The sequence below is a fragment of the Mycolicibacterium sp. XJ879 genome, from assembly GCF_053483935.1.
On record NZ_JBEFTH010000003.1, the window covers coordinates 176750 to 202035 of the forward strand.

Genomic DNA, 25286 nt, shown 5'->3' on the forward strand with positions numbered 1-25286 from the left:
TCTGCTTCGTGCCTGTGATTCGGTGAATATGTCTCTGCTTGGCTATAAGTCGGCGGTGTGACGCTGGACCGGTACGGCAACCTTTACCCCGCCAAGCTCGACGCCGTGGCGAACGCATTCCATGTCACCGCGCAATCTACTGCGGACCAACCGCGGACTGAGCCGCACCTGTCCGTCAAGACTTCGAGCAAGAACAGGATCTGACCAGCGGTGATACTGGTGGCAGGTAGAGGATTCGAACCTCTGTAGGCTTTCGCCGACGGATTTACAGTCCGCTCCCATTGGCCGCTCGGGCAACCTGCCTGGGTGTGGTGCACCTCCGGGCTGACCCGGTTTGGTGCGACTAGCAGGGTACAACGAGGATGGGCTGAAGACGAAAACGGCACCTGACCGTCACCCGACCATCAAGGAGGATCGATCCCATGGCGGATTCATCGTTCGACGTCGTCAGCAAGGTCGACCGCCAGGAAGTCGACAACGCCCTGAACCAGGCCGCCAAGGAGCTGGCCACCCGCTTCGACTTCCGCGGCACCGACACCTCCATCGCCTGGCAGGGCGAGGAGACCATCACGATCACCAGCTCGACCGAGGAACGCGTCAAGGCCGCGATCGACGTGTTCAAGGAAAAGCTGGTGCGCCGCGACATCTCGATGAAGTCCTTCGACGTCGGCGAACCGCAGGCCTCGGGTAAGACCTACAAGGTCAGCGGCACCATCAAGCAGGGCATCGACAGCGAGAACGCCAAAAAGATCACCAAGCTCATCCGCGACGAGGGCCCCAAGGGCGTCAAAGCCCAAATCCAGGGCGACGAAGTGCGGGTCTCGTCGAAGAAGCGCGACGATCTGCAGGCCGTCATCGCCATGCTCAAGAAGGCCGACCTCGACGTCGCGCTGCAGTTCGTCAACTACCGGTAGAGCTCCAGCGGGTGACGCCACCGCAATCGGTTGAACCGAGCGAAGCCGCGGTCCGCGCTCACCCACGTCGCATTGTGTTCCAGGGCGTAAGCACCGAGGTAGGCGTCCGCGATGTCGTTGCTCCGGGCGTCGATCTCATCGGCAAGTTGGCGAAACAATGTCCAATGTCGTTCGCCTGCTCGAAGCTGCATCACCGCGGGTGCGTCGAGTAACCCTTCGACGGCCTCCCACGCCACCTCCGGGCGGGTCGGTTCGGTGAAGACTCGGCGATCGGTGATAGCCCTCACGAAGCCGCTGAGCACAATATCGGGCACGCCGACCGGTTCCTCACCGTTCGCCAACCGCTCGAAAAGTGGCCGGTAGTCCGGGTGTTCGGGCAGATCTGCGCGGTGGGCATAAAGCAATACATTGATGTCAACGCAGATCATCTAACGACGCACCTTCGTCCAGCGTTTCGGCGGTTGCGGCGTTCGACGAGAGGTCCACACCGGCTCGCAGCCCGCCCCGCCCGGTGGGCCTGATCTTGTAACCGCGTGCACCCCGGCGCTGCGGCGGCTCGAGACCGCGTCGCACCGCGTCCTCCAGAACCGCAGCGACCGTACGCCCCGATCGTGCGGCTTTCTCCTTCACCTTTCGGTAGAGATCGTCGTCGATGCGGATGGTCGTTCGCATAGCAGCATCTTAGCATTAGGCTGTGTCATCAAGATGTCACAAGATGACGACTGCGACCTTGGCAAACCGACCCTCGCTGCTGATCACCGGCTCTAACCTGATCGGCATGGCACCTGAGAAACGTGTACCCAAGGTCGTCGTTCTCGGTGGGGGCTCCTGGGGCACCACCGTGGCGTCCATCTGCGCGCGGCGCGGCCCGACGCTGCAATGGGTGCGCTCGCAGGAGACCGCCGACGACATCAACGACAACCACCGCAACACCAAATATCTCGGCAACGAGGTGGAGTTGCCGGAGTCGCTGAAGGCCACGACGGACTTCTCCGAGGCGGCGTCGTGCGCCGACGTCATCGTGATGGGCGTGCCCTCACACGGCTTCCGCGCGGTGCTGACCGAGTTGGCCAAGGAACTGCGGCCGTGGGTGCCGGTGGTGTCGTTGGTCAAGGGGCTCGAGCAGGGCACCAACTACCGGATGAGCCAGATCGTCGCCGACGTGCTGCCCGGGCATCCGGCCGGAATCCTGGCCGGACCCAACATCGCTCGCGAGGTGGCCGAGGGATATGCCGCCGCTGCGGTGCTCGCGATGCCCGACCAGCAGCTCGCGGCGAATTTGGCACAACTGTTTCGCACCAAGCGGTTTCGCACCTACACCACCGACGATGTCGTCGGCGTGGAGATGGCAGGCGCACTGAAGAACGTCTACGCGATTGCGGTCGGCATGGGCTATTCGCTTGGCATCGGCGAGAATACGCGCGCGATGGTGATGTCGCGCGCGGTGCGCGAGATGTCGAAGCTCGGCGAGGCGATGGGCGGACACCGCGACACCTTCGCGGGTCTGGCCGGGATGGGCGACCTCATCGTCACGTGCACATCGCAGCGCAGCCGTAACCGCCACGTCGGCGAGCAGCTCGGCGCGGGCAAGCCGCTCGAGGAGATCATCGCGTCGATGAACCAGGTCGCCGAGGGTGTGAAGGCCGCCAGCGTCGTCATGGAGTTCTGTAACGACTACGGGCTGTCGATGCCGATCGCGCGTGAGGTCGACGGGGTGGTCAACCACGGCTCAAGCGTCGAGCAGGCCTACCGCGGGCTGATGGTCGAGAAGCCGGGCCACGAGGTGCACGGCGCCGGCTTCTAGTCCACCGAGCGTACGGTTTGTGACGGGTCTACTCGACGTTTACGTACACAACCGTGCGCTCGGCGCAAAAAAGGCGCTAGTTGAAGTACGGGTTGGTGCCCTCGGGCCGTTCCAGCAGCGGACTGCGGCCATCGTTGATGATGTAGCTGCCCGCCGGGCTGAGCACGAACCCAGACTGGTTGCGGCTGTCGGCGCACGTCGTCACCGAACCGTCGCTGCCGCAGCTGACCGTCTGGAAGCTGATCCGCGAACCGGCCGGAAGAGGTTTCACCTCGCCGACGAAGCCGAACACCGAGGCGTCGGCGTTGGCGAACCCGGGCGCTCCCGGCCCGCCGCTGACGAAGTTCGCTCCGTTTGGTGCGGCCGGGATCGCGCCGTTGCAGCCGTATCCGCCGCTGCGCTGCAGCACACAGGTCAGCCCGTCGGGGGTGCGGAACGCATACCAGCTGCCGTCCATCACCGCGTAATCGGAAAGCTTCACCGGTGCGTAGGCGTTGACGTCGGGTGCAGGCGGAGCCGGCGGCGGCGACGGCGGCTGCGCCGCAGCGACGCCCGAGGCAGCGGCCAGCGCCGCGCCTGCACCGAGGGCACCGACCAGAACTCTATTCAGCACAGTCCACACAGTAAGGCGTGAGGGGGCGGCTCGCATACCGGGAACATCGGCTCACGGCCACCTGTCGTTACGCGATTTCGGCGCGCTCACACCCCGCCAGCGTCCGCTAGCGCGCCCAAGTCACTAGACTTTGCCGATGTCCAAGTTGGCCAAAGCGGGTGACGCGGTATTGCGGTCGCGGGCCTTGATGCGTGCCCCGATCTGGGTCTACAAGGCTCGGCTGGGGTTTCTGCTCGGCTCGCGCATCCTGCAGCTCGAGCACATCGGCCGTCGATCAGGGCTTCGGCGCTACGTGGTGCTCGAGGTGCTCGACCATCCCGACCCCGACACGTACGTCGTCGCCTCCGGCTTCGGCACCCGCGCGCAGTGGTACCGCAACATCGAGGCGAACCCGAACGTTCGCGTGTCGTCCGGCACCCGCAGATCCGTCCCCGCGACGGCGCGGGTGCTGAGCACCAGCGAGGCAGACGCCGCGCTCGGCCGCTACATCAGCCGTCACCGCCGTGCCTGGGACACGATGAAACCCGTCCTCGAGCAAACCCTTGGCGCCCCGATCGAAACCGAGAACACCGCGTTGCCGATGGTCGAGTTGCGCCTGACGCCTCAGTAGAGGCCGGGGCCTCTGTGGTGACCGGGACCGGCCATCTCCTCGAGCCGCCGGATCCGGTCCTCCATCGGCGGGTGCGTGGAGAACAGCTTGCCGATCTTCTCCCCGGCGCGGAACGGGTTGGCGATCATCAGGTGCGCCTGATCGGCGAGCTTCGGGTCGGGCGGCAACGGCGCCTGCTCCACCCCCGCGCTGATCTTGCGCAGCGCGCTGGCCAACGCCAGCGGATCACCCGTCAGCTCGGCACCGGACTGGTCGGCCTGATACTCCCGCGACCGCGATACCGCCAGCCGGATCACCGTCGCCGCGATCGGGCCCAGCAGCGAAACCAGCAGGATCGCAAAGGGATTGGCGCCTCCGCCACGGTTACCGCCGAACATGGTCGCGAAGAAGGCGAGGTTGGCCAGCGCGGTGATCACCGACGCCATCGCCCCGGCCACACACGAGATCAGGATGTCGCGGTTGTAGACGTGGGACAGCTCATGGCCGAGCACCGCACGAAGCTCACGTTCGTTGAGGACGGCCAGAATGCCCGTCGTACAGCACACCGCCGCGTTGCGCGGGTTGCGGCCCGTCGCGAAGGCGTTCGGGGCCGCGGTATCGCTGATGTACAGCCGCGGCATCGGCTGACGCGCCGCGGTCGCGAGCTCGCGCACGATGCGGTACATCATCGGTGCCTGCATCTCGCTGACCGGCTGGGCGTGCATGGCCCGCAGCGCGAGCTTGTCGCTGTTGAAGTAGACGTAGACGTTCATCCCGACGGCGAACAGCACGGCCAGAAACATGATGTTGCGGCCGAACATCGCGCCGACGCCGACGATCAGCCCGGAGAACAGCGCCAACAACAGGAACGTCTTGACCCTGTTGGCGTGCGGGTTCCACGTCATCGCGGATTCCTCCTGCTTGGGGCTCTAGTGGAACTGGGTCTTCGTTGACATAACGCTGAGCCGACGCCCCCGGTTCCAGACGTCCTAGCCGTGCCGATGCACGGTGTAGTGCACCAGCGTCGCGAGCGCTTCGCGGCCGGGACCATCGGGCAGCCGGTTGAGCTCGTCTTCGGCCTTCTCGGCATACTGCGCGACGGTCTCTTTGGCCCGCGCCATACCCGGTGACCTGCGCAGCAACCGCAACGCCTCGGCCAGGTCGTCGTCGTTGTCGACCGGCCGGGAAAGCAGCTCGCGCAGCCGCTCGACGTCGGGGCCGGTTTCACGCAGCGCGTAGAGCACCGGAAGGGTGTGCACCCCTTCGCGCAGATCGGTGCCGGGCAATTTGCCGGATTCGTCGGGGTCGCTGTCGATGTCGATGATGTCGTCGGAAATCTGGAACGCGGTGCCGACGATTCCGCCCAGGCGGGAAAGCCGCTCGATCTGCTCGTCGTCGGCGCCGGAGAACGTCGCCCCGAACCGGCCGGAGGCCGCGATCAGGCAGGCGGTCTTCTCGTAGACCACCTTGAGGTAGTGGTCGACGGAGTCGACGTGGTCGGCGGCGCCGCGGGTTTCGCGCATCTGGCCGGTGACCAGCTGGGCGAAGGTGTCGGCGATGACGCGTACCGCCTCCGGGCCCAGCCGGCTGACCAGACGCGAGGCCGTCGCGAACAGGTAGTCGCCGGCCAGGATCGCGATGTTGTTGCTCCAGCGGGCGTTCGCACTCGGCGCGCCGCGGCGGATCTGCGCGTCGTCCATCACGTCGTCGTGATACAGCGTCGCCAGGTGCACGAGCTCGATGACGGCGCCGGCGACCGTCACTTGCCATGCGTCGGGGTCCGGACCCAGCCGCGCCGACAGCACCGTGAACAGCGGACGGAACCGTTTACCGCCCGCCCGGAACAGGTGTTGGACGGCCTCGGACATCAGCTCGTCGGCTTTGCCCAGCTCAGCGGCCATCAAGTCCTCGACGCGGGCCACGCCGTCGCGTACGTCCCGCGCGAACGCGGGGTCGCCGAAGTCCACTCCCGCCACCACGCTCGCTGGGGTTCTCACACAGCCAACATACTGGGAACCATGGATTCGCGAGCCGACGTGGTGGTGGTGGGTGCCGGACCCGCCGGATCGGCGGCTGCCGCATGGGCGTGCCGCGCCGGACGTGACGTGGTGGTGATCGACTCCGCCCAGTTCCCGCGCGACAAGTCCTGCGGCGACGGCCTGACCCCGCGCGCCGTACAGGAGATGGGCCGGCTGGGACTGGGTTCGTGGCTAGACGGCCGGGTGCGCCACCGCGGGCTGCGGATGGCGGGCTTTGGCGCCGACGTCGAAATCGAGTGGCCGGGGCCGTCGTTCCCGGCGACCTCCAGCGCGGTCCCGCGCACCGAGCTCGACGACCGCATCCGCATGGTGGCCGTCGACGAGGGGGCCAAGATGATGTTGGGCGTGAAAGCCATTGGTGTCACTCATGATTCGGCTGGACGGGTATCGGAGGTGCGGCTGGACTCCGGGGCGTCGATCGGCTGTCGCGAGCTGATCGTCGCCGACGGCGCACGCTCGACGTTGGGCCGGGTGCTCGGCAGGCAGTGGCACAAGGAAACCGTGTACGGCGTGGCGATCCGCGGCTACATCGGCACGCCGCGGGCCAGCGAGCCGTGGATCACGTCGCACCTGGAACTGCGCTCACCCGAGGGTGCGGTGCTGCCCGGATACGGCTGGATCTTCCCGCTGGGCAACGGCGAGGTGAACATCGGCGTCGGGGCGCTCGCGACGGCCAAACGCCCCGCCGACGCCGCGCTGCGACCGCTGATGTCCTACTACGCCGGGCTGCGCCGCGACGAGTGGGGCTTCACCGGCGAACCGCGGGCCGGGCTGTCGGCGCTGTTGCCGATGGGCGGCGCGGTGTCCGGGGTGGCCGGGCCGAACTGGATGCTGATCGGCGATGCGGCCGCGTGCGTCAACCCGCTCAACGGTGAGGGCATCGACTACGGGCTGCAGACCGGTCGGCTGGCGGCCGACCTGCTGGGCTCCGGTGATCTGACCGCGGCGTGGCCCGCGGTGCTGTCGGCGCACTACGCGCGCGGGTTCTCGGTGGCGCGACGGCTGGCGCTGTTGCTGACGATTCCGCGCTTCCTGCCGCTGGCGGGTCCGGTGGCGATGAGATCGGACTTCTTGATGACGGTCGCGGTGCGGGTGATGGGCAACTTCGTCACCGATGAGGATGAGGACTGGATCGCCCGGGTCTGGCGGGCGGCAGGAAAGGTGTCGCGACGCATCGACGAACGACCCCCGTTTTCCTGATGGGTACACCGGCCGTCTACCGCGCGCCGATGCGTTCGCGCAACGACGATTTCGACGCGGCGGCAGCGGTCGAGCGCGCGTTGGCGTTGGGCCTCGTGGGCTTCGGTGAGGCCGGTGCGGATGAGCGGCTGCAGCGCCGCGTCGACCGGTTCGCCGACGTCGCGGACGGCGCGTTCGTATGGACGCGCGACGCCGACGGCCTGTACTGGCTGGGCCGCATCGACGGGCCGTACTTCTACGACGGCGACGGGGCGGCAGTCGATCTTGTGCATGTGCGCCCATGCCGGTGGCTGTCGCGGCCGCTGCCCGAATCCGCGGTGCCCGCCGCCGTCGTCGCCACCTTCGCACGCGGCGGACGCAACTTTCAGCAGACCCACGACCGCGACGTCGGCGCGCAGTCTCAACACGCTTGGGACGCAGGCGTTGTCGAGCCGAGCTAACTGTAAGCCCAGCTAGCAGAACTGTTCACGGGCTGGCTCTGGGATTACTCTTGGGTGCGGCGGCGTTTGTCAATGCATCGAGGGAGGAACCACGATGCGGGGTCTGAGGATTCGGGCGGCACTCGGCGCGTTCGCCATCGCGGCGGCCGTGGGTTCAGCAGGCGTCGCCGCCGCGGCGCCCTCGGGTCCGTGTCAGAACGTGACCTACGTCGGTGTGTGCGAACGGCTCGGTGACCAACCACGCATCCCGCCGCAGCAGGCCACGGGCGAAGTCATATTGGCGCCCAACAACATTCAGAACTTCGGCTAGCCTCCACCTGGGCTATCTGGACGGCCAGCGGGTGTCGAAGATGTCGAGCACATGCGGCAGACCCGAGCGGTAACGACCCCGGTCGAGTTCCTTGAACGGACCCCACCAGGGCGCCTGGAACAACTCGACGATCTTGACCATCTGCCCGGAGTAGCCCGACGCCTGCAGCACGCCGTTGGCCGCGTAGCGCCCGCCCTCGTTAGCGCCTTCCATCGTGGTGACGTTCTGGTCGGTCTTGACCCAGTCGCCCGCCAGAAACAGGTTGTCGATTCCCGTCACCGCGTTCGGTCGACGATGCCACGAACCGGGGTCCTGGATGAACAGCGGTTCGTCGTTGCGCACATCCGGTGTGCCCGTGTCGATGATCGCCGGGTCGAGGAACCACGAATGCAGCATGTCGTCATCGACGACCTTGCCGGTGTCGTTGAGGTGGGCCTTGATCTGTTGCCACGCCTCGCGGGCGACCTCCGCGGGCGTGCAGTCGCGCGCGCTTTTGCCGTTGAAGTTACCCGGGGTCGTCCAGTCCGAGATGATCGCCGACATACAGTCTTTGACGGTGCCGTCGCCGTATTCGGTGAGGCTCTTCTTCCAGAACTGTTCCTGGCTGATCGACGTGATCGCCCAGCCGGTGTCGACGTAGTTGACGTGGCCCGTGGTGACGTCGACCCGTTCCTTGAGGTAGAACATCAGGCCGTTCATCCACTCGGTGCGCAGCAGCGCGATGTTGGCCAGTTGCGGGTCGGCTTCGATGACGTCGGAGGTCAAGACGGTGGCGAGCTTCTCGCACGGCACGGCCGAGATGTACCAATCGGCGACGACGGGTTGCGGGATGCCGCCCTGGTTGACCACGGTGGCCGATTCGATGTGCCTGCCGTTGGGGGTGAACCGCGCCAACGCCTGACCGACGCGGAACTGCACCCCTTGGTCGCGCAGGTGCTCGATCCACGGGTCCAGCCACTGCGAGCTCGTCGGGCCGTTGAGCACGCGGTCAAAACCCTTGCCGTCGATGTCGTTTCCGAACATCAGGATGGACCAGACCGAGGCTTCACCGACCAGCCCGATCGAATGGGCGCTCGCGTCTTTGGATTTGGAGGCGGCCAGGTTGCGGATGATGCCGTCGGCGAGGTAGCGGTTGTATTCGCGGGACTTTCGGTTCGCCCCGATGTAGTCCTCCCACGTCATGTGCTCCCACTGCCCGAGTTTGCGTTCGGTGCTGCTGGTGACATAGACCGCGAGCTTCTGCGCGGCGTAGACCGCCTCCAACGGCGGCAGCCGGAACAACGTCTCGAACACCGCGGTGACCGATTCGATGAACACCTCGGGGGTGATCGGGTTGGGGATCGTCGGTAGCGGAAGCGGCAGCGGCACAGTCAGATCCGCGCGGCCCATCCCGGAATGCAGATACGACGTCGCGCGGGTCAAGTTGTCCCAGGTACCGTTTCGGTTGCCGGGGAACGGGACTCGGCGCATCGTGTTGGTGACGTTCTTGTAGAAACCGGGGAAGAACCGGAAGCCGTGTTCGGCGGGTAACGGGGTGGCGCCGGAGTCCGGGACCGGTATCGAGCGGGCCTTGCCGCCGAGTTCCTTGCGTTCGTAGACGGTGACCTGGTAGCCGCGGTCGACGAGTTCGTGCGCGGCGGTCAACCCGGCGATGCCCGCGCCGAACACCGCGACCGTCTTGCCGGACTGTGCCCTGGCCCGCGGCGGCATCGAGGCCAATGCGGCCGCCGCCGCGGTTCCGGCGAGGAACGTCCTGCGGGACAGGTGCGTGTGAGACGCATCACCCGACATGTCGATAAGTTAATGGCGATTCTGCCTCGGGACGGGCAGACACGCCGTGCGGCGTCGATTTGCCCCAGCTACGGCTTGGTCGCGGCGTGCAGCGCGACGATCCCGCCGGTCAGGTTGCGCCATCGGACCGAGGACCATCCGGCCTCGGCAATCTCGCGCGCCAGTCCCTGCTGGTCGGGCCACGCGCGGATCGACTCGGCGAGGTAAACGTAGGCTTCCGGATTCGACGACACCGCGCGGGCGATCCGCGGCAGAGCCTGCATGAGGTACTCCTTGTAGGCCGTCGCGAACAACCGGTTCGTCGGCGTGGCGAACTCACAGACCACCAGCCGGCCGCCGGGGCGGGTCACCCGCGCCGTCTCGCGCAGCCCCGCGGCGTGGTCGACCACGTTGCGCAGCCCGAAGCTGATGGTCACCGCGTCGAAAACACCGTCGGCGAACGGTAGTCGGGTCGCGTCGCCAGCCACCTTGGGCACGTCGCGCCGCTGACCGGCGGCCAGCATCCCGACGCTGAAATCGGCGGCCACACACCACGCGCCCGAGGCCGCCAACTCCACCGTCGACACCGCGGTGCCCGCCGCCAGGTCGAGCACCTTGTCGCCGGGCCCGATCCGCAGCGCCGCGCGCGTCGCCCGCCGCCAGAACCGGTCCTGGCCCAGCGACAGCACGGTGTTGGTCAGGTCGTAGCGGCGCGCGACCGCATCGAACATCGATGCGACGTCGTGCGGGTCTTTGTCCAGCGTCGCGCGGCTCACCGCGTCGACGCTACCGGTAACCCCGAGGCACAGGGATCAGCGTTACGCGGCTTTGAGTCGGCGCCGGCCGATCACGTCGTCGTAGTGGTCGATTAGTTGGTCGCAGATGGCCGGCCAGGTGCGGCCCAGCACGCTGCGCCGCGCGGCCACCGAATAGCGGGCGCGTTCGGCGATCAGATGGTCGACGGCCGCGGGCAGCTTGGTTGCGAACTCGTCGACGGTCAGCAGCAACCCGGTGCGGTAGGGCGCCACCAGGTCGCGCGGCCCGCCGGCGTTCGGCGCGACGACCGGCACCCCAGACGCCATCGCCTCCTGCACGGCCTGGCAGAACGTCTCGTGTTCACCGGGGTGGACGAACACGTCCATCGACGCGTAGGCCGTGGCGAGATCGGTTCCGTACAGTGCGCCGGTGAAAACCGCTGTGGGAAGCGTGTGTTGGAGTTTAGCGCGGTCGATGCCGTCGCCGACGATCACGAGTTGCAGATCGTCGCGGACGGCCAGCGGCGCCAGACGCTCGACGTGCTTTTCCGGGGCCAGCCGGCCCACGAACCCGACGATGGGCCTGCCGAGCGGTGACCACCGGCGGCGCAGTTCGTCGTCGCGCGCAGACGGTACGAACCCGGTGATGTCGACACCGCGCGCCCACGTGTGCACCCGCGGAATACGGTGTGCTGTCAGGTTTTCCACGGCTGCTGTCGATGGCGCCAGGGTGCGGTCGGCGCGGCTGTGCAGGTGCCGCGTCCACGCCCACGCGGCGCGCGCGGCGAAGCCGACGCCGTAGCTCTGCGCGAAACCGGCGATGTCGGTTTGGAATACCGCGACGGTCGGCACCCCGAGATGGCGTGCGGCCTGCAGGCCGCCGTAGCCGAGTAGCGCCGGTGACGCCAGATGCACGACGTCGGGGTCGAATCCGCGCAGGACAGCGAGCATCCGGGGCCGCGGCACGCCGAGCGGCAGCGAGTTGATCGCGGGGAACATGCGTGACGGCACCCGGTGCACGCGGATCCCGTCGTGCACCCGTTCGGCGGGGGGTTGGCCGCGCGGGGTGTCCGGAGCGATGACGAGGGCTTCGTGACCGGTGCGGCGCAGATGCTCGAGCACCCGGAGCACCGAGTTCGTGACGCCGTTGACGTTGGGGAGGAAGGACTCTGCGACGATGGCAACGCGCACACCGAAAGGGTGTCAGCGGAGGTTGTCGGCAAGGTTGCAGCACGGGGTACGGCGGGCGAAGACCTGGTGGTTTTGTCGAGTAGGGTGCCCACTGGAAAGGCGGTTGACATGCGGATATCGCGGATCCTGGCGGTGCTGGCGCTCGGGGTGATGCTGGTCGCCGCGGGCTGCACCCGACACATCGCCGGCATCGCGCAGCCCGACCCGGACAAGCCGCCCGTCGAGTTGAGCGCGGACGGCTACGGCGTCGTCGCCGGGTTCGACAACGCGCGGGCGCACATCGAAATCTTCACCGAGCCGCAGTGCACGCACTGCGCCGACCTGCAGGCCGACTTCGGCGATCAGCTCGCCTACTACATCGCCGTCGGGCGGTTGCAGGTTACCTACCGTCCGCTGACGTTTCTGGACACGGTGGCCGACGGGTACTCGGCGCGGGTGAGCAACGCGCTGTTTCTGGCGGCGGACCCGGAGGCCACGGGCGCGGCGTACCAGCGGTTCGTCGAGGAGCTGTGGGCGCATCAAGGATCCGGGGGCTCGGGTCCGAGCGACGATGAGATGGCTGAGATGGCAAGGGAAGCAGGGCTTGCCGACCGCGTCGCCAGTCGGGTCGGCACCGGCGGGTCGGCCGTGAACATCGCCGATATGGAGGTGACGAACTTCGGGTACCTGGTTCAGATCGACCCGCTGAGCACCGGTACCCCGACGGTCTACGACCTGGTCAACGACGAGCGCCTCGACATCTACGACGACGACTGGCTGGAAAAGCTCATCCAGTCGTGAGCTTTACTCCTGCGTCGAGATCGACCCGTCCTGCGCGCTGGGTGAGGCGGCGCTGGGCCAGGCTGGAGCCCGCCAACGCCACGCCCGCGATCAGCCAGCCCACCACCGCGATCGAACCGGCCGGGATGATCGCCAGCGACGCGTCGCGGTCCTGCACCCGCACCAGATCCGGGTCGTTCAGGTCGTATTCGACATAGATCCGCATCCCCGCCTCCAACTCCGACGGGTACAGCACCCCCAACTCCGGCCGATACGTAACCCGGTCCGGCGTCACGAACTCGATCGTCGAGCGCCGCGGCCCCGCGCTCAGCACCTCGGCCTCCGCCACCCCCATATGCCGCTCGATCTGACGGTCGTTGCGCCATGCGCCCAACACCATCAGCACCGACTGCAGCGTCACCAGGCACGCCACGATCACGATGCCGATGCGGATCCGGCGAAACACCCGCTGGGTCCGCGACCCGTTCGGGTCCGCCGACAAGTTCGGAAACACGCTGTGCAGCAACGTGATCGGATGCCGCAGCCGGCCGAGGTTCACAGCGCCGCCTTGATCGACGCGTGCAACGCCCGCAACGAGGACCGGTCCGCCTTCACCTCCAGCACCCGCATCCCGTCGAACGGTTCGTCGAGCGCATCGGCCAGCTCGTCGACCTCGAGCTGGCGACTGTCCACGTGATAGGCCCGGCACAACGCGCCGACGTCCACGTCGTGCGGGGTACCGAAGATCCGCGACGACACATCGGAGAACCGCGGATCGCCCTGCTCGAGGAGTTCGAAGATGCCGCCGCCGTTGTCGTTGGACACCACGATGGTCAGCTGCCGCGGCGTCGGCTCGGTCGGCCCGATCAACAGACCGGAGCTGTCGTGCACGAAGGTCAGGTCGCCGATCAACGCGATAGTGCGGCCGCCTGCGGTGGCCCGTTCGTGCGCCAGCGCCGCCCCGATCGCCGTGGACACCGTGCCGTCGATGCCGGCCACGCCGCGGTTGGAGCGCACCTTGATGCCGTGGGTGTTCAGCCCCGCCAGCGCCGCGTCGCGCACCGGGTTCGACGCGCCCAGCACCAGCTGATCCCCCGGTCGCAGCGCGTCGGCCACCGCGGCGGCCACGTGCAGCCCGGTCGTCAACGGGTGCGCCGCGAGCTGGCCGTGTACCGCATCGACGGCGTGCCGGTTGAACTCCTTACAACGCTTCAGCCAGCCCGGGTGCGGTGCGCCGGTGGTGACGGCGCGGGTGCCGGTGGCCTGCGAGTTTCCCGATACGTCGGGCCAGCGTGGACCCGTCGTCAACGCGTAGACCGGCACCGACGGATCGGCCAACAACGCGGAGACCGGCCGGTGCAGCGTCGGGCGGCCCAACATGATGACCTGCTTCGGGTGGATCAGCGGCAACGCCAGCGGATGCAGCGGGTTGGCGGCAGGCGGCGCCGTCGGCTCGGCGACGGTCGGCAGCTCGGCCAGGTTGGGATGCTCGCCCGCGCCGTGGCCGGCGATGACGACGGTGTCTGGCGTGAGGTCGATGTCCAGCGGCTGATCGAACGTGACGGGCGGGGTGTGGGTCCACGGCTTGCCGCCGGGCCGACCGTCGGGCGCGTACGCACCACTGGCCCGCCCCTCGAACGCGTCGGGCACCAGCGGTTCCCGCAGCGGGATGTCGAACTGCACGGGCCCCGCGTTGGCTGAGCGGGAACCTTTGGCCGCCACGAGCACTCGACACGTCGCCGAGCGCCACTGCGCGTTGAGTTCGGCCATCCGGTCGGTCGCCTCCTCAGCGAGGCCCAGGCTGATCGATTCGCGCACCTGGGTACCGAAGTAGCCGAGCTGCTCGAAGGTCTGGTTGGCGCCGGTACCCAGCAGCTCGTAGGGCCGGTTGGCGCTCAGCACGATCAGCGGCACCCGCGCGTAGTTGGCCTCCACCACGGCCGGGCCCAGGTTGGCCACCGCGGTGCCCGACGTCATCGCCACACACACCGGCGCCTGCTCGGCGACGGCCAACCCGATCGCCAGGTAGCCGGCCGTGCGCTCGTCGATGCGCACGTGCAATCGGATGCGGCCGGCCCGGTCGGCGTCGTGCAGGGCGAACGCCAACGGTGCGTTACGCGAGCCGGGGCACAACACGACGTCGCGTACGCCGCCGCGAATCAGTTCGTCGACGACCACGCGGGCCTGCGCGGTCGATGGGTTCACGACTCCAGACTATCGGCGAAGAACTCCAGCACCGCTTCGTTGACCGCCTGCGGCTGCTCGATGAAGCCCAGGTGGCCGGCGTCGGGGATCTCCAGGTAACGGCCGTTGGGGATGGCGTCGGCCACCTCACGGCCCAGATGCGGCGGCAGCACGACGTCGTCGCCGAACCCGATGACCAGGGTGGGCGTCGTGATGGTGCGGTACGCGAGCAGCCGGTTGCCCTCCGGCGCGACGCCGATCTGGGCCCGCAGTCCCGGGGTGGGCTTGGTCGGCCACATCATGAACATGTCGATCCAGTCGCGGACCTTCGCGTCGTCGTTGAGTGTCTTCGGTGAAAAGCTTTCCAGCAGGCGGATTTTGGCGTCGTAGCTGGGTGGCAGATTGATGCCGGCCTCGTTGAGCTCGCGCTCGGCGTCGCGGAAGAACTCGCGGGTGCGGTCCGCGCGGCCGCGGGTGGCCATCAGCACCGCGCGGTCGACCAGTTCGGGGCGCGACACCATGAGTTCCTGGGCGATGAACGAGCCCATCGACACCCCCACGATGCGGGCCGGCGCGGCGTCGAGTTTCTCGATCAGCGCCGCGGTGTCGGCCACCATCGTCTCGATGGTGAAGCCGCTGGCTTGTTCGGTGGCGCCCACGCCACGGTTGTCGAAGGTGATGCAGCGATAACCGGCCCGCTGGAACTCGGGGACCTGATGCAGATGCCAGGTTCGGCCGGCGCCACCGCGACCGGCGATGAACACCACAGCGGGACCGCTACCGCGGTCGTCGTAGGCCAGATTCACGCTGACGACGGTACTTGGTGGCGGTTTCGCGGTGATTTCGGCGCGGAAATGGCCCGTGGCGGGGCGTTAACGCGCCGAAATCACCGGGAGTGGAACCGCGGGGCCGTCGGGCGCGTCCAACCACCATGATCGATGACTACCTGCGCCGCCATGACGGCGTGATCACGCTCGCCCAGGCCCGCGACGCCGGCTTGAGCCGCAAAGTCGTACAGCGACACGTGGCGTCCGGCCATTGGCGCCGGTGCACGCCTGGGGTGTACTTCGTCGAAGACCGGCCGTTCACCGACGCAGCACGTATCCGCGCGGCGTACGGCCTGCGCGCCGCGGCAAGCGGTCTGACCGCTGCGTTCTGGCACAACCTGACGAGGTTCGCACCCGAGATCGTCGAAGTGACAGTCCCCCGGAACAGCCATGGACGCAGCCGTGACGGCGTCCGGGTCCGGCGGCGCGACCTCGGCCCCGCAGACGTCGTCGAACTCGAGGGCATGCGGTTGACGGCGTTGGACCTGACGGTGGTCGAAGCCGCCGTCCAGCGCGGCGGCGGGGTGAAGCTGATGGACTCCGCCCTGCAGCGCCATGTCACCCTGAACCAGTTGTGGCGGGCGCATTTGCGCAACAAGGGCCGGTACGGCTCGCCGCGGGCACGACGGCTGTTGCATGCGGCGTCTGACGGCGCCCGGTCGGAGGCGGAGCGGCTGCTGCTCACACAGCTGCGCACCGCGCGCGTCACCGGATGGAAGGCGAACCATCCGTGCGGCCCGTACAAGATCGACGTCGCGTTTCCGGTCCTGAAGATCGCCATCGAGGTTGACGGCTGGGCTTTCCACAGCGACCAGGAGGCGTTCCAGTACGACCGGAAACGCCAGAACTATCTGATCCTGAACGGGTGGCAGGTGCTGCGGTTCACCTGGTTGGACCTCGTCGAATATCCACATCGGGTTCTCGCCGCCATCCGCTCAGCGATTTCGGCGCGCTCGCGGACCCTGGCGGGGCGTTAGCGCGCCGAAATCGCCCGTTTGAGCGCGGCGTTCCACACCAGCTTGACCGACGGCGCCACCTGGTGCTGCTTGACCATATCCCTGGTGAGCAGCGCGGTCGCGGCCGCTTTGGTGGCCACCGACGCCTTGGAGGTGTGCCCGGAGTCGAACGGCGGCTGCGGGTCGTATTCGATGACCAGCTGCACGGCCTTGGCCTTGGCCTCCCCGCCGATCTGCCCGCACAGCCACATCGCCAGGTCGATACCCGCCGACACCCCGGCCGCGGTCACGATCTTTCCCTCTCGCACGATGCGCTGGTCGCCGACCGGTTCGACGCCGAAGGCCTTCAGCGTCTGCAACGCCATCCAGTGCGAGGTGGCCCGGCGGCCCTCCAGCAGCCCGGCCGCGGCCAGGATCACCGACCCCGAGCACACCGACGTCGTCCAGGTGGACGTCTCATGGACGCGGCGCACCCAGTCGAGCACCTTCTCGTCGCGGGCGTGCTCGAATGTGGCGCCGCCGCCGGGGACCAGCACGAGGTCGGGTGCGGGCGTCTCGTCGAACGAGTGCGTGGCGCCGATGAGCAGCACCCCCGAATCCGCTGCGATGGGCCCTGGCTCGTGCCAGACGAACCGCACCTCGGTGTCAGGCAGGTTGCGCAGCACCTCGTAGGGCCCGATGAAGTCCAGCGCGGTGTAGCCGGGGTACACCATGATCGCGATCTGCATTGTTTCTCCTCGGTTAGGCAAACGTCTTGCGGTACTGATCGGGCGAGACGCCGAGACGACGAACGAAGTTGCGGCGCAACGTTTCCGCGGTTCCGAAGCCGCAGCGCGCGGCGATCGCGGTGAGCGTGTCGTCGGTCTCCTCGAGCTGACGGCGCGCGGCCTCGGTGCGGATCCGTTCGACGTAGGCGCCCGGCGCCTCCCCCACCTCTTCGGTGAACACCCGGGTGAAGTGCCGCGGGCTCATCGCGGCGCGCCGCGCCAACTCCGGAATGCTATGCGGGCCACCGGGTTCGGACTCGATGGCTTCCTGCACGGTGCGGATCGGCATACGTTTGGCGCGCGGCATCCACACCGGCGCGGCGAACTGCGTCTGCCCGCCGGGCCTGCGCAGATACATCACCAGCCAGCGCGCCACCGTCTGCGCGACGTCGGTGCCGTGATCGTCCTCCACGAGCGACAGCGCCAGGTCGATACCGGCGGTGACCCCCGCCGCGGTCCAGACCCGCTCGCTGCTGCGCACGAAGATCGGCTCGGGATCGACGGTCACCGAGGGGAATTCCCGGGCCAGCCGATCCGCGAACGCCCAGTGCGTGGTGGCCGGACAGCCGTCGAGCAAACCGGCCTGCGCGGCCAGGAACGCGCCCGTGCAGACGCTGACGACGCGACGCGCGTGCTGCGCGGCGGCCTTCACCCATGCGACGACGTCGGGGTCGGCGCGGGCGTCGTCCACCCCGAACCCGCCGGGCAGGATCACGGTGTCGACGGGCCGGCTTGGGTCGGGCAGGGGTTCGGCGACGAAGGCCAGGCCGGTTCCCGTCCTCGCCGGTTCGCCGTCGGCGGTGACGACGCGCACCTGGTACCCCTCGCGGCCGTCGGCCTGCAGGTACATCGCGGCGCCGGTGAACACCTCATGCGGGCCGACCAGGTCCAACGCCTGCACACCCGGATAGCCGAGGATGATCACCGTTCGCACGGAATCAGTGTTGTGCACCGGAGACGTGGCGTCTATGCCGTGCACCCCACGAATTAGGACACGGCGCCGTGGCAGGCCCGGATCCGGTCGATCCACCACTGCCTGCGGTCGGGTGGGGCGGCCAGCGCCTCCAGCCGGGCCGGATCCGGGACGACCGGCCGCACCGGCAGCGTTCCCTCGTTGAGCAAAGGCGGTTCGGCGATGTCCTCGACGAACAATCCGCCGGTGCCCAGCCCGCACGCGTGGCGCAGGTCCGGCAGCGCCGCGGCGGCCAGCAGGCCGCGACCGATGCCCACCGCCGAGTCCAGCGCCGACGACACCACGATCGGGATGTCGATCTGCGCGGCGATGTCCAGCAGCCGTGCGACGCCACCCAACGGGGCCACCTTGAGCACCGCGATGTCGGCGGCTTCGGCGCGCACCACGTGCAGGGGGTCGTCGGCCTTGCGGATGCTTTCGTCGGCGGCGATCGGCACGTCGACGCGGCGGCGCAGCTCGGCGAGCTCCGCGACCGTCGGGCACGGCTGTTCGACGTACTCCAGCGGACCGTCGGCGGTCAACGCGGCCACGGCGGTGAGCGCCTCCTCGACCGTCCATCCGCCGTTGGCGTCGACGCGCACCGTAGGCACGTGCGCACGTACGGCGTTGACGCGTGCGACGTCGTCGGCCAGCGACTGACCCGGTTCGGCGACCTTCACCTTCGCGGTGGCCGCCCCGGGGAAGCGCTGCAGCACCTCCGGTACCGCCGCGGCCCCGACGGCGGGCACGGTGGCGTTGATCGGGATGCGGGCACGGTGCGTCGACGGCGACGGCTGGTAGGCGGCCTCGATGGCTGATGCCAGCCAGTGCGCGGCCTCGGGCGGCTGGTATTCGAGAAACGCCCCGAATTCACCCCACCCCTTCGGCCCGTCGATCAGCGAGACCTCGCGAACGGTGATGCCGCGGAACCGAACTCGCATGGGCAGCGCGACCACGTGCAGACGGTCGAGGATGTCGTCGAGGTCGGCCACGTCGTCCATCCTGCCCCACCGCCGACGTTTAGTTCCTTACCCAACCGGCAAAATCTCAAGCAACCAAGGAGAATGATGATGCGGCTGCTCGAGATCCCCGTGCAGATCACGGAATCGGTGCTGTCGATCGTGGGTATCCGGGTGGGCACCGAAGAGCCGCACTACGTGGGCACCCGGCTCACCGATGACGTGGAGATCCGTAAGTACGGTCCGCGGATAGCCGCTGAGACCACGGTGACCGCCGACGAGGACCGCGCCCGCTACATCGGGTTCCGCCGCCTCGCCGGCTACATCTTCGGCGGCAACCACCGCGAGGAGACGATTGCGATGACCGCGCCGGTGGCCCAGGCCCGAGACGGCGAGCACTCCACGATCCGGTTCTACATGCCATCGAAGTGGACGCTGGACACGCTGCCGACTCCGGACGGCGACGAGGTGCGGCTGGTAACCGTGCCCGGGGGGACCGTCGCGGTACTGCGGTTCAGCGGCGACCGCAGCGCCCAGGCCGTCGCTGCGCGCACCAAGGAGCTCTCCGAGACGTTGCGCGCCAACGGTATCGAGGTGACCGGACCGGCGCAGTCCTGGTTCTACGACCCGCCGTGGACAGTGTCGTTTCGCCGTCGTAACGAGATCGCGATCCCGGTGCGCCAGTAGCCGCTCTTAGACCGTCGCGCGGTCGCGGCCTTCCCAGTAGGGTTTGCGCAGTTCCTTTTTGAGGACCTTGCCGGTCGGGTTGCGCGGCAGCTCGTCGGTGATATCGATGCTCTTGGGGCACTTGTAGGCTGCCAGCCGTTCGCGACACCACGCAATGAGCTCTTCGGGGGTAGCCGAGACCTCAAGTGAGACAACGGCTTTGACCACCTCGCCCCACTTCTCGTCGGGTATGCCGATGACCGCGACATCGCCGACGGCGGAATGCTCGGCCAGCACCCGTTCGACCTCGATGGAGTAGATGTTCTCCCCACCGGAGATGATCATGTCTTTGAGCCGGTCTTCGACGAAGATGTAGCCGCCCTCGTCGACGTGTCCGACGTCACCGGTGCGGAACCAGCCGTCGGAGGTGATCGCCTCGGCGGTCGCCTCCGGCTTGTTGTGGTAGCCCTTCATCAACTGCGGTGTACGGAACCACAATTCGCCCTGCTCGCCGGGCCGGACGTCCTCCAGCGTGTCCGGGTCGACGACGCGTAGTTGCGCGTTGGGCACCAACGTGCCCGCGCTGGAAAGCCGCTCCTCCCTGCCGGGGTCGCGGTGCGCCTCGGGCAGCAGGTGGCTGATCACCCCGCACACCTCGGTGAGCCCGTACACCTGCATGAACTCGGTGTCCGGCCACGCCTTGAGCGCCTGCCGCAGTAGCGGCAGCGGCATCGGCGACGCGCCGTAGGCGAACGTCTTGAGCGCGGCGAACAGTTTCACCGCGTCCTCGCCGGACTCCAGCACCTTGGCCAGCACGGCGGGCACCAGGAACGTTCTGTTGGCGCCCTGCAGAATTGCGCCGGCCAGCGCTGCGCCGTCCACCTCGCGCGTCATCACGCTCGGCACGCCGTCGTGCAGGCCGAACTGAACGTAGGACGAGCCGCCGACGTGGAACAGCGGCATCGACACCATGCTCTTGTCGCCCTCGTCGAACTCGAAGCCCTCGTGCGCGTTGACGGTGTGGGCGATGATGTTGGCCTGTGTGAGCTCAACGCCTTTGGGCCTGCCGGTGGTGCCCGAGGAGTACATGATGATGCACACGTCGTCGGGTGTGACGTCGGCGCCGCGGTTCACCGGGGTCGCCGACGCCAGCATCGCCTCGTACTCGTCGCCGTCACCGCCCTCCGGGGTCACCTCGATGATGTGCTCGACGTTGGTGAGCTGGTCGCGGATCTTGTCGATGCTCGGTTTCAGCTCGGACCCGACGACCAGCAGCTTGGCGTCGGAGTCGTTGAGCACGTAGTCGAGTTCGTCGGTGGCCAACCGGAAGTTGATGAGCGCGTTGGCCGCGCCCAGCGAGGCGGCCGCCAGCGTCAACTCCACGCCGGCCGGGTGGTTCTTGTCCAGGAACGCCACCACGTCGCCGCGTTTGATGCCGCGCTCGGTCAGCGCACCGGCGAGCCGACGCACCCGGTCGTTCCATTGCGCCCAGGTCCAGGTCCGGTCCAGGTACGTCATCGCCTCGGCATCCGGCTTGGTTTGGGCCCAGTGGGCGGTTCGTTCGTCGAGGAAACGGGGCTCAGGCAGGTCAGACATGTTCAGAGCCTGCCATAAACCTGCGCGCCAGCCAGGAAAGTTGCGCGAACCTCCAGATCGGCGATCTGTTCGGCCGGCACCGCACGCGGGTCGGCCGACAGCACCACCAGATCGGCGTACTTGCCGACCTCGAGTGATCCGACGGCGTCGTCGGCGAACAGCTGGTAGGCGGCGTCGATGGTCTGCGCGCGGATCGCCTGCTCGACGGTGAGCCGCTGCTCGGGGCCCAGCACCCGGCCGCTGGGCGCGGTGCGGGTGACCGCGACGCTGATGTTGCGCAGCGGCTCTTCGGGGGTCACCGGCGGATCGTTGTGCAGCGAAATACGCATCCCGGTGGCCACCGCCGATCCGCACGGCATCCACCGACTTCCGTGCTCGGGGCCGAACAGGCCGTCGACCAGCACATCGCCCCAGTAGTGGAGGTGGTCGACGAAGATGCTGCACGTGACGCCGAGGTCGTGGGCGCGCTGCAGTTGCTCGGGGCGGATGGCGCCGACATGTTCGAGGCGCAGCCGGTGATCAGCGCGGGGATGTCGGCGCAGCGCGTCTTCGTAGACGTCGAGGATGGTGTCGACACCGGCGTCGCCGTGCACGTGGCAGGCCAGCTGCCAGCCGCGCGGGAAGTAGGCGCCGACGATCTCGGTCAGCTGCTCGGAGGTGTAGTTGGCGCAGCCGCATGATCCCGGTACGACGCCGATGGTGCGGGTGGCGTCGGTGTCCAGGTACGGAAACGTCAGGTCGATGTTGCCGATCCACGGTGAGCCGTCGACCCAGATCTTGATTCCGGTTTGGCGCAACAGGTCATCACCGTTATCGGGCGCCACGTCGGTGGCCATCCGGGCGTTGGAGATCTCATAGAGGTGCAGCCGCACGGTGAGCTCGTCGCGCATCTGCTCCACGAGGGGTCGAAGCGTCGGGTCGAACGCCATCTCCGAGCAGGTGGTCAGACCGGCGCGGTTGAGCCGGGCCAGTTCGGCGCGCAGCATCGCGGGGTAGTCACTGGGCTGGATAGCATCGGTCAGCAGCGAGAACACCGCGCCGATCTCCTCGGCGGTGCCGTCGAGTTCGCCGTCGGCGTCGCGGCCGTAGCTGGCGCCCTTGGGATCTGGGGTGTGGCGGGTCAGACCTGCCCGGTCCGCGGCGGCGGTGTTGAAGTACGCCTTATGCCCGGAGTTGTGCACGATCACCAGCGGGTGCTCGGGCGCCATGGCGTTCAGCCAGTCCAGCGTGGGGTCTGGAAGCCCGTGCTGCAGAAGCGGATCCCAGCCGTTGAGGTAGGCGCCGTCGGCGCCGCGGGAGGCGACCTCGGCACGGATCGACGCGACGACCGCGTCGGCGTCGGGCAGGGTCACCGGCCGGATGTCGGCCATGGCATCTGAGAGCACCATCGCTTCCATCAACGGATGTCCGTGGGCCTCAACAAATCCCGGCATCACGGCGCCGTCGACGTCGAGCTGGCGGGTTTGCGGCCCGACCCAGGATGCGACGTCGGAGTTGGCGCCGACGGCGACGATGCGGCCGTCGGCGACCGCGATCGCCCCGGCGGTGGGTCGGTGTTCGTCGACGGTCAGGATGGTCCCTCGAATGACCAGGTCAGCGGTCGGCATCCGGTCATCTTTGCAGCCGCGGGGAAAATGCGATGAGAAATCCCGTCGGGACGTGTCGGTCTTTAGGTAACCGAACGCACGACCCGAAGGAGACACCCCAATGGCGCGTTACATGCTGGTCATGCGGTCCACCCCCGCTGCCGAGGCCGCGATGGCCGAGGCCGATATCGACTTCGACGACATCCTCGAGTCGATGGGCCGCTTCAACGAGGAACTGATCAACGCCGGCGTGCTGCGCGCCGGCGAGGGACTGACCGGACCCGAGGAGGGTTTCGTCGTCGACTTCGACTCCGATCCGCCGGTGGTCACCGACGGCCCCTACCCCGAAATTGAGCTGTTCAACGGGTTTTGGATCCTCGAGGTGTCGTCGAAGGCGGAGGCCAAGCGGTGGGCGACGAAGGTTCCGCTGGGCAAGGGCGTCAAGATCGAGGTGCGCCGGGTCGCCGAGACCGAGGAGTTTCCGCAGGACAACCCGTGGGTCAAGAAGGAGATCCGGTGGAAGGCCGAGCTGGCCGAGAAGCTCGCCGCGCAAGCGCCCGCGGAGGCCGACAAGCTGGGTTGATTTTCCCTTGTGCCGAGGTCACGCCCGCGCGCACACCCCGAAATGCTAGACACCGCCGAATTCGGGCCGCAGGATCGGCGCCAACGCCGCGAGCGGGATATGGGCCTGTACGGTGCCGCCGTCCATCGACCACTGCATGAGCCCCGGGGTGAAGTTGATCGGACGGTCGCCGGCCACCGGATAGTCCGGCATGTAGATGAGCAGTTCGTCGGGCGTCAGCGCCCACGCCTTGTAGGCGCCGGAGTACACCTTGTCCGGGGTCCAGCGGTCCGGGGTGAACGGATAGGTGCCTGCCTGGTGCGGCGGCGGCGCGGCATCGAGCGCAGCGACGATGAATGGCGCACCCAGGCGCGGGATCTCGGCGAGGTGGTCGACACCAGGTTTGAACAGATCGGCCAATTGCAACTGCCGCCCGCCGGCGAAGGTGAAGGTGCGGTAGGCGTCGCTGACGATGGGCGCATTCGGATGCGCCAGGGCGTCGGTACCGACCGTACCCGAGTACATCTCGTGGAAGACGACCGTCATCGCCTCGCCATGCTGAAAGGTCTGGAAGTGCTGCTCTCCGAAGCTGTTCTGGACCATCTTCTTCGCCGCATTGCGCCAGTTGTTCATCAGGTTGGTGAGGTACTCCCGAACTACCGGGTTCTCCACGAGATCGCCGGGCAGCGCCATTTTGATGTGTCGGACCGCGTTGCGCTCCGACACGACCGATGTCGTACAGAATTGCCCGTCCCACTGTCCGCCCAGCTCACCGCAGAATGCGGGTGCCGACGCGTTCGCGCCCGGGGCGGTGACCAGCGTGGCGGCGACCAGCGAGGCGGTGACCGCGCTCGCCAGGCGCATCATGGCAGTTCGACTTTACTTGCGCGCCAACGCCCGTCGACGTATTCCATGGTCATCTTGATGCGGCTGCGGTCGATGCGCGGGTCGGGCACGTTGGTGTTGGTGACCGACTGGTCGACGAACAGCAGGATGACCGCCTTGTCCTTGGTCGCCGACTGCACGGCCGACTCCAGCACGACGCCGTGCGCCGAGGCCTTGTTGTCGATCAGCAGCTGACGCAACTGCTCACTGGACTGCGAGTACATGTCCTTGAACTCACCGGTGGCCCCGTCGAGGACCGCGTCGAAGTTCTCGTCGACCTTCGCCGAATCGATGCTGGTCAACACCTGCGCGTAGTCGGTCGCGGCCTGCCGCGCCTCCTGTCCGGCCTGCGCGACCTGACGCTCCTGCCACAGCTGCCAACCCAGGTATCCGGCGGCCGCCAGCACCACGACGAATGCCGCCGCCACCGCGCCCCGCAGCACGTGGCGGCGCCAGTCGCGGGCGGTGCGCCGTTCGTCGTCACCACCTGCGACGCTGTCGTCGTCGCCCTGGGCCCCGGGTGCCTCGGATTCGTTAGATTCCTTGGGCTCCTCGACGTCTTCGGCCTCGCCGGCGTCGTCGTCTTTGTCGGTACTCACAGACATCATCATCTCCTAGCGGACGTCCTCGGGTCAGCGGGACGGCTCGATGGGTAGCGTCGGGCCACCGTAGGGCGTCGGGATCGGGTAGCGCCCCTTCAGGGTTGGATCGGTCTGCCGGCGAAGATCTCACCGAGATTGTCTGAGGTGACGTCGATTTCGGCGTTCGTGCGTGAACGTTTCAACATCCCGTGGTCGCGCAGCGCCGAACGTCGCTACCGCGCGATCCGCGCCTCAATCCGGACGGGATGGCCGTACGTGCCCGCGTCGTTCAGGTGGTACCCGGCGGCGCGCAAGGGCTGGTTGCGCGAGCGCGGACGCATCCCGGCCCGCTTGTGAGTGGCGGGGGTCTGCGGGGTACCG

At 67.9% G+C, this 25286-nt stretch carries 29 protein-coding genes and 1 tRNA gene; 11 read left to right on the forward strand and 19 right to left on the reverse strand.

All coding sequences use genetic code 11. The features are described 5' to 3' along the window. Positions 1 to 217: 217 nt before the first annotated feature. Positions 218 to 303: transfer RNA gene (locus ABQF13_RS07990), tRNA-Tyr, on the reverse strand. 119 nt (positions 304 to 422) lie between these two features. On the opposite strand from ABQF13_RS07990, the gene ABQF13_RS07995 reads away from it, so the two are divergent. Next, complete coding sequence (locus tag ABQF13_RS07995; RefSeq protein WP_064414076.1) at positions 423 to 914, forward strand: YajQ family cyclic di-GMP-binding protein; 492 nt, start codon at positions 423 to 425, stop codon at positions 912 to 914. On the opposite strand, the gene ABQF13_RS08000 is transcribed toward ABQF13_RS07995, so the two are convergent. Beyond that, positions 905 to 1342, reverse strand: a complete 438-nt coding sequence (locus ABQF13_RS08000) for a type II toxin-antitoxin system VapC family toxin (RefSeq protein WP_448392199.1) — start codon at positions 1340 to 1342, stop codon at positions 905 to 907. The genes ABQF13_RS07995 and ABQF13_RS08000 overlap by 10 nt on opposite strands. Beyond that, on the reverse strand, positions 1329 to 1586 hold the full coding sequence (locus ABQF13_RS08005; protein ID WP_448392200.1) for a ribbon-helix-helix protein, CopG family: 258 nt from the start codon (positions 1584 to 1586) through the stop codon (positions 1329 to 1331). Before ABQF13_RS08005 ends, ABQF13_RS08000 begins: the two co-directional genes overlap by 14 nt. 106 nt (positions 1587 to 1692) lie before the next feature. Between ABQF13_RS08005 and ABQF13_RS08010 the strand changes: the two genes are divergently transcribed. Further along, positions 1693 to 2718 (forward strand): NAD(P)H-dependent glycerol-3-phosphate dehydrogenase, encoded by a 1026-nt coding sequence (locus ABQF13_RS08010; RefSeq protein WP_448392662.1) that lies wholly within the window; start codon positions 1693 to 1695, stop codon positions 2716 to 2718. Between the two features lie 76 nt (positions 2719 to 2794). On the opposite strand, the gene ABQF13_RS08015 is transcribed toward ABQF13_RS08010, so the two are convergent. Next, positions 2795 to 3367, reverse strand: coding sequence for a hypothetical protein (locus ABQF13_RS08015; protein WP_448392201.1), 573 nt, complete (start codon positions 3365 to 3367; stop codon positions 2795 to 2797). 100 nt (positions 3368 to 3467) lie between these two features. On the opposite strand from ABQF13_RS08015, the gene ABQF13_RS08020 reads away from it, so the two are divergent. Further along, on the forward strand, positions 3468 to 3941 hold the full coding sequence (locus ABQF13_RS08020) for a nitroreductase family deazaflavin-dependent oxidoreductase (RefSeq protein WP_448392202.1): 474 nt from the start codon (positions 3468 to 3470) through the stop codon (positions 3939 to 3941). Here the strand turns inward: ABQF13_RS08020 and htpX are convergent. Beyond that, complete coding sequence (gene htpX / locus ABQF13_RS08025; RefSeq protein ID WP_448392203.1) at positions 3935 to 4825, reverse strand: zinc metalloprotease HtpX; 891 nt, start codon at positions 4823 to 4825, stop codon at positions 3935 to 3937. The genes ABQF13_RS08020 and htpX overlap by 7 nt on opposite strands. An 84-nt stretch (positions 4826 to 4909) precedes the next feature. Then, the gene (gene grcC1 / locus ABQF13_RS08030) at positions 4910 to 5917 is read right to left on the reverse strand and encodes a nonaprenyl/(2E,6E)-farnesyl/geranylgeranyl diphosphat synthase (protein WP_448392204.1); all 1008 of its coding nucleotides are present in this window, start codon (positions 5915 to 5917) and stop codon (positions 4910 to 4912) included. Positions 5918 to 5929: 12 nt separating this feature from the next. Here grcC1 and menJ point away from each other — a divergent pair, with 12 nt between their 5' ends. The 3 genes from menJ (at position 5930) to ABQF13_RS08045 (ending at position 7909) form a co-directional block, all read left to right on the forward strand. Next, positions 5930 to 7159 carry a menaquinone reductase MenJ gene (gene menJ / locus ABQF13_RS08035; RefSeq protein WP_448392663.1) on the forward strand — a complete coding sequence of 410 codons (1230 nt, stop codon included), beginning with the start codon at positions 5930 to 5932 and terminating at the stop codon, positions 7157 to 7159. Next, positions 7159 to 7599 (forward strand): GAF domain-containing protein, encoded by a 441-nt coding sequence (locus tag ABQF13_RS08040; protein WP_448392205.1) that lies wholly within the window; start codon positions 7159 to 7161, stop codon positions 7597 to 7599. The genes menJ and ABQF13_RS08040 overlap by 1 nt, the downstream gene beginning before the upstream one ends. 94 nt (positions 7600 to 7693) lie before the next feature. Beyond that, entirely contained in the window at positions 7694 to 7909 is a 216-nt protein-coding gene (locus ABQF13_RS08045) for a hypothetical protein (protein ID WP_448392206.1), read from the forward strand. A 12-nt stretch (positions 7910 to 7921) separates the two neighbouring features. Here ABQF13_RS08045 and ABQF13_RS08050 read toward each other — a convergent pair whose 3' ends face one another. From ABQF13_RS08050 to ABQF13_RS08060, 3 genes are all read right to left on the reverse strand, one after another. Further along, positions 7922 to 9700: a hydroxysqualene dehydroxylase gene (locus ABQF13_RS08050; protein WP_448392207.1), complete on the reverse strand. Its 1779-nt coding sequence runs from the start codon at positions 9698 to 9700 to the stop codon at positions 7922 to 7924. 68 nt (positions 9701 to 9768) lie between these two features. Next, on the reverse strand, positions 9769 to 10455 hold the full coding sequence (locus ABQF13_RS08055) for a demethylmenaquinone methyltransferase (protein WP_448392208.1): 687 nt from the start codon (positions 10453 to 10455) through the stop codon (positions 9769 to 9771). A gap of 42 nt (positions 10456 to 10497) precedes the next feature. Continuing rightward, on the reverse strand, positions 10498 to 11625 hold the full coding sequence (locus ABQF13_RS08060; RefSeq protein ID WP_448392209.1) for a glycosyltransferase family 4 protein: 1128 nt from the start codon (positions 11623 to 11625) through the stop codon (positions 10498 to 10500). A 108-nt stretch (positions 11626 to 11733) separates the two neighbouring features. On the opposite strand from ABQF13_RS08060, the gene ABQF13_RS08065 reads away from it, so the two are divergent. Next, positions 11734 to 12405: a DsbA family protein gene (locus tag ABQF13_RS08065; RefSeq protein WP_448392210.1), complete on the forward strand. Its 672-nt coding sequence runs from the start codon at positions 11734 to 11736 to the stop codon at positions 12403 to 12405. Here the strand turns inward: ABQF13_RS08065 and ABQF13_RS08070 are convergent. Genes ABQF13_RS08070 through ABQF13_RS08080 form a run of 3 tightly spaced genes read right to left on the reverse strand, consistent with a single transcriptional unit; the run spans position 12392 to position 15374 of the window. Next, complete coding sequence (locus tag ABQF13_RS08070; RefSeq protein WP_448392664.1) at positions 12392 to 12910, reverse strand: DUF3592 domain-containing protein; 519 nt, start codon at positions 12908 to 12910, stop codon at positions 12392 to 12394. The two genes, ABQF13_RS08065 and ABQF13_RS08070, sit on opposite strands and share 14 nt — an antisense overlap. A 29-nt stretch (positions 12911 to 12939) precedes the next feature. After that, entirely contained in the window at positions 12940 to 14589 is a 1650-nt protein-coding gene (gene menD / locus ABQF13_RS08075) for a 2-succinyl-5-enolpyruvyl-6-hydroxy-3-cyclohexene-1-carboxylic-acid synthase (protein ID WP_448392211.1), read from the reverse strand. Next, entirely contained in the window at positions 14586 to 15374 is a 789-nt protein-coding gene (locus ABQF13_RS08080) for an alpha/beta fold hydrolase (RefSeq protein WP_448392212.1), read from the reverse strand. The genes menD and ABQF13_RS08080 overlap by 4 nt, the downstream gene beginning before the upstream one ends. A gap of 125 nt (positions 15375 to 15499) precedes the next feature. Between ABQF13_RS08080 and ABQF13_RS08085 the strand changes: the two genes are divergently transcribed. Then, positions 15500 to 16372, forward strand: coding sequence for a DUF559 domain-containing protein (locus ABQF13_RS08085; RefSeq protein WP_448392213.1), 873 nt, complete (start codon positions 15500 to 15502; stop codon positions 16370 to 16372). Here ABQF13_RS08085 and ABQF13_RS08090 read toward each other — a convergent pair. From ABQF13_RS08090 to ABQF13_RS08100, 3 genes are all read right to left on the reverse strand, one after another. Further along, a complete protein-coding gene (locus ABQF13_RS08090) occupies positions 16369 to 17079 on the reverse strand; it encodes a DJ-1/PfpI family protein (protein ID WP_448392214.1) in 711 nt (236 codons plus the stop codon). The two genes, ABQF13_RS08085 and ABQF13_RS08090, sit on opposite strands and share 4 nt — an antisense overlap. 13 nt (positions 17080 to 17092) lie before the next feature. Further along, a complete protein-coding gene (locus ABQF13_RS08095) occupies positions 17093 to 18043 on the reverse strand; it encodes a GlxA family transcriptional regulator (protein ID WP_448392665.1) in 951 nt (316 codons plus the stop codon). A gap of 62 nt (positions 18044 to 18105) precedes the next feature. After that, on the reverse strand, positions 18106 to 19071 hold the full coding sequence (locus ABQF13_RS08100; protein WP_448392215.1) for an o-succinylbenzoate synthase: 966 nt from the start codon (positions 19069 to 19071) through the stop codon (positions 18106 to 18108). Positions 19072 to 19140: 69 nt separating this feature from the next. Between ABQF13_RS08100 and ABQF13_RS08105 the strand changes: the two genes are divergently transcribed. Further along, a complete protein-coding gene (locus ABQF13_RS08105; protein ID WP_448392666.1) occupies positions 19141 to 19716 on the forward strand; it encodes an SOUL family heme-binding protein in 576 nt (191 codons plus the stop codon). 6 nt (positions 19717 to 19722) lie between these two features. Here the strand turns inward: ABQF13_RS08105 and ABQF13_RS08110 are convergent, their stop codons facing one another. Next, positions 19723 to 21291 carry a long-chain-fatty-acid--CoA ligase gene (locus ABQF13_RS08110; RefSeq protein ID WP_448392216.1) on the reverse strand — a complete coding sequence of 523 codons (1569 nt, stop codon included), beginning with the start codon at positions 21289 to 21291 and terminating at the stop codon, positions 19723 to 19725. Positions 21292 to 21293: 2 nt separating this feature from the next. Then, positions 21294 to 22898, reverse strand: a complete 1605-nt coding sequence (locus ABQF13_RS08115) for an amidohydrolase (protein ID WP_448392217.1) — start codon at positions 22896 to 22898, stop codon at positions 21294 to 21296. Positions 22899 to 22998: 100 nt separating this feature from the next. Between ABQF13_RS08115 and ABQF13_RS08120 the strand changes: the two genes are divergently transcribed. After that, positions 22999 to 23460, forward strand: coding sequence for a YciI family protein (locus ABQF13_RS08120; RefSeq protein ID WP_448392218.1), 462 nt, complete (start codon positions 22999 to 23001; stop codon positions 23458 to 23460). Between the two features lie 45 nt (positions 23461 to 23505). Here ABQF13_RS08120 and ABQF13_RS08125 read toward each other — a convergent pair whose 3' ends face one another. Beyond that, complete coding sequence (locus ABQF13_RS08125; RefSeq protein ID WP_448392667.1) at positions 23506 to 24303, reverse strand: mannan-binding family protein; 798 nt, start codon at positions 24301 to 24303, stop codon at positions 23506 to 23508. Then, positions 24303 to 24929, reverse strand: a complete 627-nt coding sequence (locus tag ABQF13_RS08130; RefSeq protein WP_448392219.1) for an Rv1363c family protein — start codon at positions 24927 to 24929, stop codon at positions 24303 to 24305. Before ABQF13_RS08130 ends, ABQF13_RS08125 begins: the two co-directional genes overlap by 1 nt. 141 nt (positions 24930 to 25070) lie before the next feature. On the opposite strand from ABQF13_RS08130, the gene ABQF13_RS08135 reads away from it, so the two are divergent. Next, positions 25071 to 25262, forward strand: coding sequence for a hypothetical protein (locus ABQF13_RS08135; RefSeq protein WP_448392220.1), 192 nt, complete (start codon positions 25071 to 25073; stop codon positions 25260 to 25262). Positions 25263 to 25286 lie beyond the last annotated feature (24 nt).

Coding starts and splice junctions, on each gene's coding strand:
- ABQF13_RS07995 (WP_064414076.1), top strand. CDS start 423: ATGGCGGATTCATCGTTCGACGTCGTCAGCAAGGTCGACCGCCAGGAA.
- ABQF13_RS08000 (WP_448392199.1), bottom strand. CDS start 1,342: ATGATCTGCGTTGACATCAATGTATTGCTTTATGCCCACCGCGCAGAT.
- ABQF13_RS08005 (WP_448392200.1), bottom strand. CDS start 1,586: ATGCGAACGACCATCCGCATCGACGACGATCTCTACCGAAAGGTGAAG.
- ABQF13_RS08010 (WP_448392662.1), top strand. CDS start 1,693: ATGGCACCTGAGAAACGTGTACCCAAGGTCGTCGTTCTCGGTGGGGGC.
- ABQF13_RS08015 (WP_448392201.1), bottom strand. CDS start 3,367: ATGCGAGCCGCCCCCTCACGCCTTACTGTGTGGACTGTGCTGAATAGA.
- ABQF13_RS08020 (WP_448392202.1), top strand. CDS start 3,468: ATGTCCAAGTTGGCCAAAGCGGGTGACGCGGTATTGCGGTCGCGGGCC.
- htpX (WP_448392203.1), bottom strand. CDS start 4,825: ATGACGTGGAACCCGCACGCCAACAGGGTCAAGACGTTCCTGTTGTTG.
- ABQF13_RS08040 (WP_448392205.1), top strand. CDS start 7,159: ATGGGTACACCGGCCGTCTACCGCGCGCCGATGCGTTCGCGCAACGAC.
- ABQF13_RS08045 (WP_448392206.1), top strand. CDS start 7,694: ATGCGGGGTCTGAGGATTCGGGCGGCACTCGGCGCGTTCGCCATCGCG.
- ABQF13_RS08050 (WP_448392207.1), bottom strand. CDS start 9,700: ATGTCGGGTGATGCGTCTCACACGCACCTGTCCCGCAGGACGTTCCTC.
- ABQF13_RS08065 (WP_448392210.1), top strand. CDS start 11,734: ATGCGGATATCGCGGATCCTGGCGGTGCTGGCGCTCGGGGTGATGCTG.
- ABQF13_RS08085 (WP_448392213.1), top strand. CDS start 15,500: ATGATCGATGACTACCTGCGCCGCCATGACGGCGTGATCACGCTCGCC.
- ABQF13_RS08090 (WP_448392214.1), bottom strand. CDS start 17,079: ATGCAGATCGCGATCATGGTGTACCCCGGCTACACCGCGCTGGACTTC.
- ABQF13_RS08100 (WP_448392215.1), bottom strand. CDS start 19,071: ATGGACGACGTGGCCGACCTCGACGACATCCTCGACCGTCTGCACGTG.
- ABQF13_RS08105 (WP_448392666.1), top strand. CDS start 19,141: ATGCGGCTGCTCGAGATCCCCGTGCAGATCACGGAATCGGTGCTGTCG.
- ABQF13_RS08110 (WP_448392216.1), bottom strand. CDS start 21,291: ATGTCTGACCTGCCTGAGCCCCGTTTCCTCGACGAACGAACCGCCCAC.
- ABQF13_RS08115 (WP_448392217.1), bottom strand. CDS start 22,898: ATGCCGACCGCTGACCTGGTCATTCGAGGGACCATCCTGACCGTCGAC.
- ABQF13_RS08120 (WP_448392218.1), top strand. CDS start 22,999: ATGGCGCGTTACATGCTGGTCATGCGGTCCACCCCCGCTGCCGAGGCC.
- ABQF13_RS08125 (WP_448392667.1), bottom strand. CDS start 24,303: ATGCGCCTGGCGAGCGCGGTCACCGCCTCGCTGGTCGCCGCCACGCTG.
- ABQF13_RS08130 (WP_448392219.1), bottom strand. CDS start 24,929: ATGTCTGTGAGTACCGACAAAGACGACGACGCCGGCGAGGCCGAAGAC.